This window comes from Sellimonas intestinalis, assembly GCF_001280875.1.
Lineage (GTDB): Bacteria > Bacillota > Clostridia > Lachnospirales > Lachnospiraceae > Sellimonas > Sellimonas intestinalis.
This window is the reverse complement of sequence record NZ_LGAJ01000002.1, coordinates 22,338-37,579: the sequence shown is the minus strand read 5'-3', so window position 1 is coordinate 37,579 and position 15,242 is coordinate 22,338. Positions and strand designations below refer to the sequence as shown.

General features: G+C 44.8%; 14 protein-coding genes. All 14 read left to right on the top strand.

Translation table 11 applies throughout. The features are described from left to right. The first annotated feature begins 7 nt into the window (after window positions 1-7). The 14 genes from AOA56_RS00530 to AOA56_RS00465 all read left to right on the top strand — a co-directional run bounded on the left by AOA56_RS00530 (window position 8) and on the right by AOA56_RS00465 (window position 15,239). A complete protein-coding gene (locus tag AOA56_RS00530; RefSeq protein ID WP_048620593.1) occupies window positions 8-1,039 on the top strand; it encodes an ABC transporter ATP-binding protein in 1,032 nt (343 codons plus the stop codon). Continuing rightward, entirely contained in the window at window positions 1,032-2,003 is a 972-nt protein-coding gene (locus AOA56_RS00525) for an ABC transporter ATP-binding protein (RefSeq protein WP_024731638.1), read from the top strand. Before AOA56_RS00530 ends, AOA56_RS00525 begins: the two co-directional genes overlap by 8 nt. A 309-nt stretch (window positions 2,004-2,312) precedes the next feature. After that, entirely contained in the window at window positions 2,313-3,452 is a 1,140-nt protein-coding gene (locus AOA56_RS00520) for an ABC transporter ATP-binding protein (RefSeq protein ID WP_053768751.1), read from the top strand. After that, a complete protein-coding gene (locus AOA56_RS00515) occupies window positions 3,449-4,318 on the top strand; it encodes a carbohydrate ABC transporter permease (protein WP_024731639.1) in 870 nt (289 codons plus the stop codon). Before AOA56_RS00520 ends, AOA56_RS00515 begins: the two co-directional genes overlap by 4 nt. 1 nt (window position 4,319) lies before the next feature. Next, window positions 4,320-5,237, top strand: a complete 918-nt coding sequence (locus tag AOA56_RS00510) for a carbohydrate ABC transporter permease (protein WP_034594174.1) — start codon at window positions 4,320-4,322, stop codon at window positions 5,235-5,237. A 90-nt stretch (window positions 5,238-5,327) separates the two neighbouring features. After that, window positions 5,328-6,734 (top strand): ABC transporter substrate-binding protein, encoded by a 1,407-nt coding sequence (locus AOA56_RS00505; RefSeq protein ID WP_053768750.1) that lies wholly within the window; start codon window positions 5,328-5,330, stop codon window positions 6,732-6,734. 127 nt (window positions 6,735-6,861) lie between these two features. Next, a complete protein-coding gene (locus tag AOA56_RS00500; protein WP_024731642.1) occupies window positions 6,862-7,602 on the top strand; it encodes a glycerophosphodiester phosphodiesterase in 741 nt (246 codons plus the stop codon). Continuing rightward, window positions 7,595-8,392, top strand: coding sequence for an HAD-IIA family hydrolase (locus AOA56_RS00495; RefSeq protein ID WP_024731643.1), 798 nt, complete (start codon window positions 7,595-7,597; stop codon window positions 8,390-8,392). Before AOA56_RS00500 ends, AOA56_RS00495 begins: the two co-directional genes overlap by 8 nt. Window positions 8,393-8,549: 157 nt before the next feature. Then, window positions 8,550-9,968, top strand: a complete 1,419-nt coding sequence (locus tag AOA56_RS00490; protein ID WP_053768749.1) for an NAD(P)/FAD-dependent oxidoreductase — start codon at window positions 8,550-8,552, stop codon at window positions 9,966-9,968. A 105-nt stretch (window positions 9,969-10,073) separates the two neighbouring features. Further along, window positions 10,074-10,574: a CarD family transcriptional regulator gene (locus AOA56_RS00485; protein ID WP_024731645.1), complete on the top strand. Its 501-nt coding sequence runs from the start codon at window positions 10,074-10,076 to the stop codon at window positions 10,572-10,574. 94 nt (window positions 10,575-10,668) lie between these two features. Next, complete coding sequence (locus AOA56_RS00480; protein WP_053768766.1) at window positions 10,669-11,961, top strand: MATE family efflux transporter; 1,293 nt, start codon at window positions 10,669-10,671, stop codon at window positions 11,959-11,961. A gap of 123 nt (window positions 11,962-12,084) precedes the next feature. Next, window positions 12,085-12,969, top strand: a complete 885-nt coding sequence (locus tag AOA56_RS00475) for a carbohydrate ABC transporter permease (RefSeq protein ID WP_048620596.1) — start codon at window positions 12,085-12,087, stop codon at window positions 12,967-12,969. Between the two features lie 82 nt (window positions 12,970-13,051). Then, window positions 13,052-13,894: a carbohydrate ABC transporter permease gene (locus AOA56_RS00470; RefSeq protein WP_390499302.1), complete on the top strand. Its 843-nt coding sequence runs from the start codon at window positions 13,052-13,054 to the stop codon at window positions 13,892-13,894. Window positions 13,895-13,928: 34 nt separating this feature from the next. Then, on the top strand, window positions 13,929-15,239 hold the full coding sequence (locus AOA56_RS00465; protein WP_053768748.1) for an ABC transporter substrate-binding protein: 1,311 nt from the start codon (window positions 13,929-13,931) through the stop codon (window positions 15,237-15,239). Window positions 15,240-15,242 lie beyond the last annotated feature (3 nt).

Genomic DNA, 15,242 nt, shown 5'->3' with positions numbered 1-15,242 from the left:
ATGGAAGATGAGTGAACATTTATTAGAAGTAAAAAATCTGAAAGTCTCCTTTCACACATACGCGGGGGAAGTTCAGGCTGTCAGAGGAGTTTCCTTTAAGGTAAATCCGGGAGAGTGTATGGCGATCGTAGGAGAGTCTGGTTCCGGGAAGACCGTGACGTCCAAGGCTGTTCTAGGGCTGATTGCGACCCCTCCGGGAGAAATTAAAAAGGAGAGCGAGATCCTGTTTGAAGGAAAAGATATTTTAAAATTTACGGAGAAAGAATGGAGAGCGTTCCGGGGTAAGGAAGCCGCTATGATTTTTCAGGATCCGATGACTTCCTTAAACCCAACGATGAAAGTCGGAAAACAGATCATGGAGAGCATCATCCTCCACAACAAGGTCTCAAAATCGGAAGCAAGAGAGCAGGCAATCGAGCTGCTTAGAAAGGTAAATATTCCGAATCCGGAAGACCGCCTGAATCAGTATCCATATGAATTTTCCGGTGGAATGAGACAGCGTGTCGTGATTGCGATCGCCCTTGCCTGCAACCCGAAGCTGATGATTGCGGACGAGCCCACAACGGCGCTGGATGTGACGATCCAGGCACAGATTATGAAGCTTTTGAAAGAAATTCAGCAGAAAAATAATACGGCTGTCGTCCTTATCACACACGATCTGGGAGTCGTGGCAGGAATGGCGGAATATATTACTGTCATGTATGCCGGATGTATTGTGGAACAGGGCACGGTGGAAGAAATCTTTGCCAGCCCTTGTCATCCTTACACCCATGCCCTTTTAAAGGCAGTTCCGAATATGGAAAATGAAAATAAATCTGAACTTCAGATTATCCCGGGAACTCCTCCGGATCTGGTGATGCCGCCAAAAGGCTGCGGATTTGCGAGCCGGTGTAAATACTGTATGGGAATTTGTAAGGAGAAAGCTCCAGACTTTACCCAGGTATCGGAAAGCCATAAGGCCGCATGCTGGCTTCATCATCCGATGGCAAAGAAAGTACTTGGAGTAGAGGAAATCAAGGAGGTGTTCCAGGATGAGTAAGGAAAACAGAGAAGTTCTGGTCCATGTGGATCATATGAAAAAGTATTTTCCGGTGCGAAAAAAAGGAGTCCTCAAGGCTGTGGACGATGTCTCCTTTAATATCTATAAAGGGGAGACCTTAGGACTTGTGGGTGAATCCGGCTGTGGGAAAACGACCTGCGGACGTACGGTTCTCGGACTTTACCCGGTTACGGAAGGGACTGTAGAGTATGCGGGGAAAAATGTGACAAATCTAAAGAAAAACGATCTTAACTGGTTTAAGAAGCGTGCGCAGATGATTTTTCAGGATCCATACGCATCTCTGGATCCACGTATGACGGTAGGGGATATCATCAAAGAAGGAATGGAGAATTTCGGTCTCTATCCGAAGAAAGAGGAAAGGGAAGAAAGAGTCTATGAGCTGCTTCGTCTTGTCGGACTGAATAAGGAACATGCAACCCGTTTTCCGCATGAGTTTTCCGGTGGGCAGAGACAACGTATTGGAATCGCAAGAGCACTTGCGGTAGATCCGGAATTTATCGTCTGCGACGAGCCGATTTCCGCTCTTGACGTATCCATTCAGGCACAGGTTGTCAATCTTCTCGTAAAACTTCAAAGAGAGCTTGGCCTTACATATCTCTTCATTGCCCATGACCTGTCCATGGTCAAACATATCTCTGACCGTGTCGGTGTCATGTATATGGGACATATTGTGGAGCTTGCATCCAGCAAGGAACTTTATGCAAACCCGCAGCACCCCTATACAAAGGCACTCTTAAGCGCCATCCCGATCCCGAATCCGGAGAAGGAGAAAAACAAAGTGGTGCTCCCGCTCGAAGGAGAAGTGGGGAGCCCGATCAACTGTGGTCCGGGCTGTCGGTTTGCAAGCAGATGCAAATATGCCACAAAGCGGTGCAAAACAGAGACGCCGGTATTAAAAGAGATCGAAAAAGAACACTTCGCAGCCTGCCATCTGTTCGATTAACGGACAGATGGGGGCGCCAAACCCCGACGGGAGCAGTAAGAACTGCTCCTTTTTTATGTGTAAATATACAAATAAATACATAAATTTAACGTTTGATAACAGGAATTTAACAATAAATAAATAGAAAGAAAATAAGCTTTGACACGAAATTCCTGATAAATACAAGAAAAATGGCAAAAAAGGATGGTTAAAATCCTTAACTTCTATTTAACAGTGCTCTTATATGTATTCAATATAAAGAGAATATAATCCCTTGTGTTGTAAAAGAAATGGGAGAAGAGGATATAGAAAAAGGAAGGAGAAAAAATCGTGTCAGAAATTACATTGAGAAATGTATGTAAATCCTATGACAAAGAGCATTATGCGGTAAAAGATTTTAATCTGGATATCCATGACGGTGAGTTTGTCATCTTTGTCGGCCCATCCGGATGTGGAAAGTCGACCACGCTTCGTATGATTGCGGGATTGGAAGAGATCACGGGCGGAGAACTCTGGATTGACAAACAACTATGTAATTATATAGAACCCAAAGACCGGGATTTGTCTATGGTATTTCAAAATTACGCATTGTATCCGCAGATGACAGTTTATGATAATATGGCATTTGCGCTTCAGATACGCAAAGTTCCAAAACAGGAAATCAATCAAAAGGTACATGAGGCGGCGGCTATTCTTGGAATCGAGCAGCTTCTGAAGCGGAGACCCGGACAGCTCTCCGGAGGGCAGAAGCAAAGAGTGGCGATCGGGAGCGCGATTATGAGAAGACCAAAGGCGTTTCTTATGGATGAACCATTGTCAAATCTGGATGCGAAGCTGAGGGCGCAGATGAGAGTAGAGCTCGCGGATTTACATAAACGACTAGGAACTACAACCATCTATGTTACTCACGATCAGACAGAAGCCATGACACTTGGAACGAGAATTGTTGTTATGAAAGACGGATTCATCCGTCAGGCAGATACACCGAGTGCGATTTATGAAGATCCTGCAGATCTGTTTGTCGCAGGTTTTATTGGTTCTCCATCCATGAATTTTATGGAAGGGACTATCCATAAAAACGGAGAGGGCGCGGACTTCGTACTGGCTTCCGGACAGAAACTGGAAATCCCTAAGCAAAAAGCGGAGATTATGGTAGAGAGGTATCATAATAAAAAAGTAATTCTTGGAATCCGCCCGGAACATTTTTCAGAAAAGTTCAAGAAAGAAAACGCAAATCTGAGCGCTGACAGATGTGGGTTGACAGGAACGATTGTCGTCAAGGAGATGCTGGGAGCGGAATCAATATTCTACCTGAAAGAGAGAAGCGCGTTAGAATTCTCAGCGAGGCTTTCTGTGGAGACACAGGGAAGACCGGGAGATGAACTAAGGTTATATGTGGATATGAACCGTGTACATTTCTTTGACACGAAAACTGAAAAAAATATTTTTTATCATGGAGGTCAGCAATGAAACAGTTGATGGAGAAAATGAAGGGCAGAAATGCATATTTCTATCTGATTCCCTGTTTTCTGGTGTTTGCGGTTTTCCTTTTTTATCCATTTGTGAAAACCATATATCTGAGCCTGTTTTTGACAGATAAGCTCGGTCAGGCAAAAGTGTTTGTAGGGATGAAAAATTATGTGGACCTGCTCACGTCAGAATCGTTTTATAATAGTCTCTTTGTAACCGTAGTATTTGTAGTCATTGTTGTAATCGGTAGCATGTTGATTGGTTTGATCGGAGCAGTACTTTGTAGTAAGGCTTTTCCTGGAATTCGAGTATTCAGTACATCTTATGCGCTTCCAATGGCGATTGCTTCCAGTGGAGCGGCAATGATTTTTAAGATTATTTTGAATCCGACGATTGGTATTCTGAATAAACTGACCGGTCTTGACATTAACTGGATCGCGGATCCGAAATATGCGCTGATCTGTGTGGCAATTCTCACGGCATGGCTGAACAGCGGGATCAATTTTCTGTATTTTTCGGCAGGACTTGGGAATATAGATGAATCGATTTACGAGCGTGCCTCGGTGGACGGTGCAAACGGAATTCAGAAATTTTTCCGTCTGACTCTTCCTGGTCTGAGCCCGATTATGTTTTATACACTGGTTGTTAATATTATCCAGGCATTCCAGTCTTTTGGCCAGATCAAGATTCTGACTGCCGGAGGTCCGGGAGAATCGACGAATGTCATCGTATACTCAATTTATCGAGACGCATTTTTTAACTATAAATTCGGAAGTGCCGCGGCGCAGTCCGTAGTACTTTTCCTGATTATTATGGCACTGACACTTGTGATGTTCAGGATAGAAAAGAAAGGGGTGAAGTATTAAGATGGCAGGAATAGATAGTTCCATTTCCATAGAAATGGATTCTTACAATACAGAAGAAGTGGAAAAGCTTCATCGGCTGATGAACGCCCGTGCTTTAAGAAAAAAGAGAATCCGCAAAACAGTGCTGGTCTGCGTGAATATTCTGTTTGCCTTGTTCATGTTGTTCCCGCTTTTGTATTCCGTCAGCGTTTCCATTATGCCGGGAGACGAACTTTTTACAATGGATTTGAATATTCTTCCGTCGAACCCGACTTTTGAAAACTATGTACGCGCTTTCACCCAGGTACCTTTAGTACGCTTCATCCTAAATTCCTTTTTGGTGGCGGGATGTATCACGATCGGACAGATCATTACCTGCTCACTGGCGGCGTTTGCGTTTTCTTTCTTGGAATTTAAAGGTAAGAACTTCCTGTTTATGCTGGTGATGGCAACCATGATGGTTCCGGGGGAAGCAGTGATCATTTCCAACTACCTGACTGTCAGCAGCATGGGGATTCTGGATACATACATTGTTTTGATCCTCCCGTCACTGACATCCGCAATGGGAATCTTTTTGTTCCGTCAGTTCTATATGACGTTCCCGATTTCTCTGTATGAGTCGGCGAAGCTGGACGGATGCGGGAATTTACGGTTTATTGTTAAGATTCTGATTCCGCTTACGAAATCCGCAATCGGAGCGATGGCTGTTTACACATTTATCAATGCATGGAATATGTATATGTGGCCGCTTTTGGTAACCGGATCCGAGGAAATGCGGACAGTACAGATCGGGATCAGTATGTTGAATAGTGTTGACGCACAATCTATTACACTAATGATGGCTGGCGTTGTAGCAATTATTATTCCTTCAATGGTTATTTTCATTGTAGGACAGAAGCAGTTGATCAGTGGAATGTTTTCAGGTGCAGTCAAAGGCTGATCTGTTCACAGATATGATTTATGTAAATAGGAAAGAAACCGTCGGATTCATCTGACACGGTGAGACGGGGAAGAAAAGGAGAGAAAAAATATGAAAAAACGAGTAATCGCAGCGATCCTTGCCGGCCTTATGGCTGTTTCCACACTTGCAGGATGCGGCAGCGGAAAGAGTGCCTCCGAGACGAATGGCCAGACTTCAGAAAGCGGAAAAGAAGAGGGATCCGGAGTGATCACCGATAAGTTCAAAGATATTGATACAGACGGGACAACGATTACATTCTGGCATTCTATGGGCGGCGTCAACGGGGAAGCGATGGATTATCTGGTAAACAAATTCAATGAAGAAAACGAGGATGGGATCACAGTAGAAGCGGTTTACCAGGGAGAATATGACGATGCCATCAATAAGCTCAAAAGTGCTCAGATTGGAAATATGGGAGCAGATCTTGTGCAGATTTATGATCTTGGAACCCGGTTTATGATTGATTCAGGGTGGATCATTCCGATGCAGGAGATGATTGACGCAGATGGGTATGATATATCTCAGATCGAGCCAAATGTGGCGGCGTACTATACAACAGAAGATGGGACGATGTATTCCATGCCGTTTAACTCTTCTACACCGCTTCTGTATTACAACAAAGATATGTTTGATGCAGCAGGAATTACAGAGATTCCAACAAGTCTTCCGGAGATTGCGGATGTCGGCGACGCTTTGAAGGAAAAAGGAGGCGCACAGGAGGTACTGGCCATCAGTATTTATGGATGGTACTTTGAGCAATTCCTCTGTAAACAGGGTCTGAATATGGTCAACAATGGAAATGGACGGGAAAAAGCGGCCACGAAAGTAGAGTTTGATGAAAACGGCGGAGGACTGAACATCTTAAATGCATGGTATGATCTGTACAAGGGGGGATATGCACCAAATGTGGGACGTTCCGGAAGCGATACTGCTACGACGGATTTTACATCGGGGAAAGCGGCAATGATGCTGGGAAGTACCGCGTCTCTCAAACAGGTGCTGGAGGACAGCGGCGGAAACTTCGAAGTAGGAACCGCGTACTATCCGGCAGTCAACGAAGATGACAAAGGCGGCGTATCCATCGGAGGTGCTTCTCTTTGGGCATTAAACAACAAGGATGAAAAAAAGGCGGCGGCAACATGGAGATTTATTAAGTTCCTGATTTCTCCGGAATCCCAGGCATACTGGAACGCTCAGACCGGATATTTCCCGGTTGTTACAGCCGCTCAGGAGGAGCAGACATTTAAGGACAATATTGCAAAGTATCCTCAGTTCCAGACAGCTCTGGATCAGCTGCATGACTCCACACCCGAGTCTGCGGGGGCGCTTTTAAGTGTATTCCCGGAAGCTCGTCAGATTGTTGAGACTCAGATCGAGAATATGTTGAACGGAAGCGTGACACAAGAAGAAGCTGTCAAGAATATGGCTGAGGAGATCAACGATACGATAGAGGAATATAATCTTGTCAACGGTTAAAGCATAAAAGAAGGAATAAAGTTCATCCGGACGATCGGGAAAGCGTGTCTGAAAGAAAGTGAAAAAGATTTCCGACACGCTTTTCTCTTTTATTGGGAAAGGGTTATTATAAATAGGAGGTATTGCCATGAATTATGTAAAAGTTTTTGCGCACAGGGGAGCAAGCGCCTATGCGCCGGAAAATACACTAGCAGCGTTTAGGCTGGCCGAGGAGCAGGGAGCAGATGGGATTGAACTTGATGTACAGCTTACGAAGGATGGGCAGGTTGTCGTGATCCATGACGAGAATATAGACCGCACCGGAACAGGGACAGGAGCGGTAAGGGACTACACACTGGAGGAACTGAGAAAGCTGTCGTTTCACAATCACATGGAAGCTTACGAAGGAGAAAAGATCCCAACACTGGAGGAAGTGCTGACTTTTGTGAAGCAGGGAAGAATGGAAGTAAATATTGAATTGAAAACAGGGGTTTACTGGTATCCGGAAATTGAGAAAAAGACCATCGAGATTGTAAAAAAAGCGGGGATGGAAGAACGTGTTATTTATTCTTCTTTCAACCATTACAGTGTCCAAAAGATACTCAGTATGGATACGAAGGCGGAGACGGCATACTTATATACAGATGTCATGCTGGATGTAGAAAAGTATGCTGAAAAAACAGGGGTACAGGGACTTCATCCTGCTGTATTTCACCTATATATGTCAGACTTTATGAAACGCTACCAGGAAAGCGGTTTGAAGATTCGTGTCTGGACAGTAAACAGAGAAAAAGATATGAAGAATTTTATTGAGGCTGGCCTGGAAGCTGTCATTACCAACTACCCGGATACGGCGATAGAGGTTCGCAGGCAGGTGAATCATGCTTAAAAATAAAAAACTGTTTCTTCTGGATATCGATGGCACAGTCTGTATTGGAAAGCGTCTAATCAGTGGTACGAAGAGTTTTCTGAAGGATATCAAAGACAACGGAGGACAGTTTGTATTTATTACGAACAATTCTACCAAGAGTATAGACGACTATATCCATTCTTTTCAAAAGATGGGAATTATGACGGATTACTCGAATTTCATCACTGCTTCTTTTGCAACGATACAGTACCTGAAAAAGCACTATGATGGGAAATTAATTTATGTGATGGGGACGAAATCCCTGCTTAGAGAACTGAAACGTAGTAAAATCCGGGTGACGGTGGACTGTATGGATCCAGAAATTGCATGTGTGCTTGTATCCTATGATAATCAGCTTACTTACGAAAAGCTTCAGGATACCTGCCAGATTTTGAGTACCCGGGAGGTAGGATATATAGCCACGAACCCAGACTATGTCTGCCCAGTTGAATTCGGCTATGTACCGGATTGTGGAGCAATCTGCCAGATGATTGAACATGCGGTGAAAAGACAGCCCCAGTTTATAGGGAAACCGGGGGGCGCCATGGTAGAGTACTCTTTGAAAATGAATCATTTTTCAAAAGAACAGACGATGATCGTAGGTGACAGGCTGTATACGGATATTCTCTGTGGGTACCGAACAGGCGTGGAAACCGCTTTGGTTCTTACCGGAGAGACAACACGGCAGGAGGCCGAAGCATGTGAGTATGGACCGGACTATCTGTTTTCTTCGATTGGACAACTGGCGGAGGCCTGGAGGGACGCCTGATTTAATTAAAAAACAATATAAGGAATGATCCGCCGCTTTTGTCAGTTTTATGCAGAGGCGGCCGTTTTTGCTGTATCAATTCAGCGTTGGAATTGAGTTTTTAGAAAAAGGGTATTATGATAAAAGAAGAAAAGTGTAAAATCGGAGGTGTTTGACGATGGCAGGGATAAAAAAAGAGTACGACGTAATTATTATCGGAGCAGGGCCGTCCGGCATTTTCTGTGCATATGAGCTGATGAGAAGGAAACCGGATCTGAAGGTTCTGATGCTGGAAAAGGGGCGGTCGATTGAAAAGAGGGTCTGCCCAAAGAGGAAGACAAAGGTCTGTGTGGGCTGTAAACCATGTTCCATTACGACCGGATTTGCGGGAGCAGGTGCTTTCTCGGATGGAAAACTTTCTCTTTCTCCGGAAGTGGGCGGAACACTCCCGGAAATACTGGGTTATGAGAAGGCAGAGGAACTGATCCGGGAGGCGGACGAGATTTATCTGAAATTTGGGGCGGATGAGAAAGTATATGGACTGGAAGATATGGAAGCGATCGATGAGATACGGGCAAAATCAATCCGTGCAAATCTCAAGCTCATTGAATGTCCCATCCGTCATCTGGGCACCGAGGAAGGATACAAGATTTATGCGAGGCTCCAGAAGCACCTGGAGGAGAACAGAGTGGAAATCCGTTTTATGACGATGGTACAGAATATTCTCATGGAAAAAGGACGGGCAGTCGGAGTTGTCACGGAAAAAGGAGAGACTTTTTATGCGGCGGAGATCGTGGCGGGCGTTGGACGGGAAGGATCGGAGTGGTTTTCTCATATTTGTAAAGAACATGGGATTGAAACACAGAATGGGACTGTGGATGTAGGAGTCCGTGTGGAAGTCAGGGATGAAATCATGAAAGAACTCAACGAGAAGCTCTATGAGGCCAAGCTCGTTTATTATACACCGACTTTTGATGATAAAGTAAGGGTATTCTGCACAAATCCATCGGGGGAAGTGGCGACAGAATACTACGAGGGAGGTCTGGCGGTAGTCAATGGACATGCCTACAAATCCAAGGAAAGAAAGACGAAGAATACGAACTTTGCCCTGCTGGTGTCCAAGAATTTCACCGAGCCGTTTAAGAGTCCGATTGAGTACGGCAAGCAGATTGCCCAGCTTGGGAATATGCTATGTGACGGCAAGATCCTTGTCCAGAGATATGGGGATTTTCGGAGAGGCAGAAGGACGACGGCGGAACGTTTGGTTCGAAATAATCTGATACCGACGTTAAAAGATGCAGTGCCGGGAGATCTTTCCCTGGTATTTCCGCACCGGATTATGGTGGACATTGACGAGATGATCCAGGCTCTTGATAAGGTGACGCCGGGAATCGCAAGTGACGAGACGCTCCTCTACGGTGTGGAGGTTAAATTTTACTCAAACAAGGTAGTTACTACAAAGGAATTTGAAACAAATATTAAAGGATTGCGTGTAATGGGAGATGGAGCTGCCATTACAAGAGGACTTCAGCAGGCGTCTGCAAATGGCCTGTATACCGCACGATGCATCATGGACCGAATGGAAGAAAAAGGATAGGAACAGAGAAAATAAAAGAAATTCCTTATTTTCCCGTCCAAAAAATGGTATACTATATATAAATAGGTAGCGAAAGGAAAGGATGGAAAAGAAAGGCGGGAGCGCATGTTTAAAATCGGAGAGTATGTTGTTTATGGTCACAATGGTGTCTGTCAGGTCACGGAAATCGGTCCGTTAAAGACTGTGACTAAGGATGAGGGCAAACTGTACTATACATTGATCCCTTACGGGGTGAAGGGTAGTACTGTGTTTGCCCCCGTAGACAGTCAGAAGTTACCATTGAGGAGGATTCTGAGCCGGGAGGAGGCCCTTGCTCTGATCGATGAGATGCAGGAGATCGCGGTACTCGGGATCACGGAAGAGCGTAAGCGGGAAGAGACTTACAAGAACGCACTCAAGACGTGTGACTGTAAAAAACTGGTGAGTCTGATCAAGACGATTTACCAGAGAAAGCAGGAGCGGGAAGCGAAGGGAAAGCGCCTGACCGCCGCGGACAGTCGGTATTTTCGCACAGCAGAACACGCACTCTACGATGAACTTGCAGCGGCGCTGGAGACAGAGAGCGAGAAGATCAGGGATTACATTATAGAAAAAATAGGAAATTAGAGAATTATACCTGTATTTTACTTTTTTTATGGCCCAAGTTTACAGAATTGTGGTATTTTGTAATGTGGCAAGGAAAAAGAAAGGACAGGCGTACATGGAGAAAAAAGCAATATTACGAAATATGGCAAGAGACTGTATACCGACGGTCTTTGCCCTTTGTCTGACCGGGATGTATTCGGTCGTTGACGGTCTGTTTATTGGACGGGCTGTTGGGGATGAGGGACTGGCGGCGGTTAATCTTGCGTGGCCTGTTCCCGCTGTGATTACAGCGCTGGGAATTGGCATTGGAATCGGCGGAAGTGTACTTTATTCCAGACATCTGGGGAGAAAAGAGGAAGAGGAAGCTTCTGCCGTTTTTTATGTGACGATAACATCCTTACTGGTATTTGGAATTTTGACTGGTATGATTCTTTGTGTGATTGGACGCCCGCTTCTTCAGATTCTAGGAGCTGGAGGCGTTGTTTATTCTCATGCATGGAAATATGTACAGGTGATTTCCGCCGGAGCAGTATTTCAGGTTCTGGGAGCGGGTTTGATTCCGATTCTCAGAAACCGACATCGGGCCTATGAGGCTATGGTTGCCATGAGCGCCGGGATGTTGACTAATATTATTCTGAATTATATTTTGATGTTTCAGGTAAAAATCGGTGTTCAAGGAGCCGCTATAGGTACGGTTGCGGCGCAATTTGTTGTAGTGGGAATCGCAATATCCTGTCTCTATAGGAAAGAGAATGTAGAATTGCACCTGCACCTGAATGGTAAGACATTGCTTGATATTGTGAAGACAGGGGTTCCGGGATTTGGGCTCTCCATCGCTCCGTCTGTCGTACTGATTTTTACAAATTATCGTTGTGCCGGATTCGGCGGCGATACAGCGGTGGCATGCTATGCGGTTATTTCGTATGTGGTATTTCCGGTTCAGTCTATGCTGACCGGAGTCGGGGATGGAATCCAGCCGTTAGTCAGCTTTTATTATGGGGCAGGAAACGAAGAGGTATGCCATTATATTCGGAAGGTATCCAGAAAAGTTCTCACTGCACTGGGAATCGGGTTTTTACTGTTGGTGACAGCAGCGGCGCCCTATATTCCAGAGCTTTTCGGTATGTCGGTAAAAGGCGCCCGGATGTTTGTACCGGGGATGCGTCTCAGTGCGGCGGCGTTTCTGTTTATGGGTAATGCAAAACTGAATATTTCTTATTTGAATGCAACTCTTCGGGTAAAACAGGCCATGGCACTTGTATATGGCGAGATGTTTGCGGCAGCTCCTGCATTGCTCTTACTTCTTCCGGCGGTGATTGGTCTTGATGGAGTTTGGATTTCGCTTATTGTCACTCAGGTAGTGATGCTCGTGATATACGGATGTTATAATAAAGTAAAGAACAGGTAAAGAAAGAAGGAGGCAGAAGAAATTTCTGTCTCCTTTAACTTATTTTTAACTGGCTTCCCAAGTGATATTTAACAATTCTTCTATATAGTATGCATTGTAAAATTTCAGAAGGGAGAAAGAGCATTGAGACGTAAAAGGAAAGACTGGAAGTATTCTGGTAAAGTTTTGTTATTTGTTTTTCCAGCTTTGATACCACTGACGGTATTTTGGATCTATCCGATTTTGAGATCTTTGTTTATCAGCTTTACAAACTGGGATTATATGAGCCCTACATATGATTTTGTTTTTCTGGATAATTTTATTGCATTGTTTCACGATTCCAGATTTTATGACGCACTGTTAAATACGTTGCTATTTACACTTGGGACATTGATTCCGACGCTGATTGGAGGGCTGCTTTTAGCGCTGCTTTTACAGAGAAATTTCAGAGGAAGCGGAATTTATAAATTTATCCTGTTTTCTCCATGGGTGACGCCGACTGTTGCGATCTCCATTGTATGGGTCTGGATTTTTGAACCGGACACAGGGATTGCAAATGCAGTATTACAGTTTTTTCATCTGCCGGGGCTTCAGTGGATACAGAGTTCGGACACAGCACTTTTGGCTGTTATCATTGTTACAGTATGGAAGAGTATCGGGTACGCAATGATTTTTTACCTTTCCGCATTGGAAAAGGTTCCGGCAGAACTGTATGAGGCCTGTGGGCTGGATGGAGCAAGAAAGTGGCAGAGATTTCGGGATATTACCATACCAAGTATCTCGCCTACGACGTTTTTTCTTATGATTATTACAATGGTAAATTCGCTCCAGGCATACGATCAGATTCAGATTTTGACTCAGGGTGGACCATCCGGGAGCACACGGACGTTGCTCTATATGTATTATCAGCTTGGATTTGAGGAGTTTGATATGGGGCAGGCAACGGCAGTGGCTATGGTGATGATTGTCCTTACGGTTGGACTCTCAGCGATCCAGTTCCGGGCATCCAAGAAATGGGTTCATTATTAAAAGAAAGGTGGAAATATTCATGGAAAGTCAACAGACAGTGAAACTTCAAACAATCGTTTCCACGAAGAAGAAAGTACGTCATATGGAGAGAAAATTTTCCGGCAGAATCGCGGGATGCATACAGAAAATCGTTCTTCTGACCGCCAGCGCAGTGACAGCCTTCCCATTTTTATGGATGGTTTTAAGTGCGCTTAAAACAAAAGAAGAGGTCATGGATGTGAACGTATTTTTTCCGGCAGATCCGCAGTGGCAGAATCTTACGGAAGTCATTTTCCATTCTCCGATTGTGCGCTACATAGGGAATAGCCTTTATGTATCGGTTGTAACCGTGGCAATCCAGCTTGTGACAGGGGCAATGCTGACGTATGCACTTGTATTTATGCGCTTTCGGGGAAGAAAGGCTTTATTTGCCATTATTATGGGCACTTACATGCTGCCGACAGCGGCGACTTACATTCCGTCCTATATCATTCTGGCGGATCTGAACCTTTTAAATACATACACCGGGCTGATTATTTCAAGCGCTGTCAGTATTTTTGGGATTTTTCTGCTCAGACAGGCGTTTATGCAAGTCCCGGCAGGGCTGATAGAAGCGGCGAAGATGGATGGAGCGGGACATTGGAAGACACTCTGGAAAATTATTATGCCAATGACGAAATCCTCCTTTATCACATTTGGACTGATGAGCTTTATTACGTGTTACAACAATTATATGTGGCCGTCCCTTATTACGGATGATACAAACTTGAGCCTGGTATCCCAGGGACTGCGGCAGTTTTTCATAGAAGGAGGAGCCTACGGTACCAACTGGTCCCTTGTGATGGCGGGCAGTGCGGTGATCGTCCTTCCGCTGTTGATTCTGTTTGCCTTTACACAGAAGTGGTTTATCAATGGAATTGGCGGCGATACGGGTATGAAAGGGTAGAATAGCTTAAAAAAGTAAAAGAGAGGAAAGAAAAATGAAAAGAAAAAAATTATGGTCTATTATGCTTGTGGGAATGATGACAGCATCTTTGGCGCTTGCAGGATGTGGAAGTAAGTCAAAAAGTGGAGAAACACAGAAGACAGATGATGGAAAAATCCAGATTGACTTCTGGTATTCCGGAGGGAAAACGGCAGTGAATGTCTTAAGCGATCTGGTGGAAGAGTTCAATAAGTCCCAAGATAAGTATGAGATTAAAGGGACAACTCAGGCTGACTATACCGAGACATACGAAAAACTTCAAGCAGGCATTGCGGGGAAAAACGCACCGGATCTGGCGCTTCTTGACGTGGATAAATCCAGAAATCTGTATCGTAAGGATCAAGTGGCAGATCTGATGCCGTTTCTTGAGGAAGACAAAGATTTTGACAGGGATGATTACATCGAAGTATTTTTTGATCAGGGATTAGATGCGGATGGAAAAGAGCTTTTTGCGATTCCGGCATATGGTACGACGCAGGTTCTCTACTATAATAAGGCTGCGTTTGAAGAGGCAGGTATTGATCCGGCATCCATCAAAACATGGCAGGATCTGGAAGAGGCAGCCAAAAAGATGTCGAAAGGGGAAGCGTTCTATGGATGGGAGCCGATGTGGGGTTATGCAAATCTGATGGACGCTGCGTTCAGTAACGGAGCAAGCATCTTCAGTGAGGACGGTAAGACAGTAACGATCAATTCTGACGAATGGGTGGAAGTATGGGAAAGCTTCCGTGAGTGGATCCATGAGGACAAGATTATGACCATTCATTCCGGCGGACAGGGATGGGAATACTGGTATAAAACTATTGACGATGTGCTGCAGGATAAGGCGGGAGGATATACCGGATCCTCAGGTGATCAGGCAGACCTTGATTTTACCAAAGTAGGAGCTATCGAACAGCCGGGGTGGGGTGACAATCCTTCAGCTCCGACAGCAGGCCCTCTCCAACTTGTGATGCTGAATGGTTCTACAGATGAAGAGAAGGAAGGGGTCTATGAGTTTATGAAATTCTTCACTACTCCAGAAAATCAGGCAAAATGGTCCATGAATACCGGATATGTAGCCGTGAGAAAATCCACTGAAGACGATCCGGATTTCAAGGCTTATACAGATGAGAATCCACATGCACTCGTTCCCCTTCAGCAGGCGATGCATGGATCTATCATACCGGAAGATCCGACAGGAGGAAAAATTGCGGATGCTCTTTCTATTGCTGCGGATAAAGTAGAAATCGAAGGTATTTCCGCCAAGGAAGCTTTGGATGAGGCACAGAAGACTGCACAGGAGGCGCTTGATAACGTACAGTAGGAA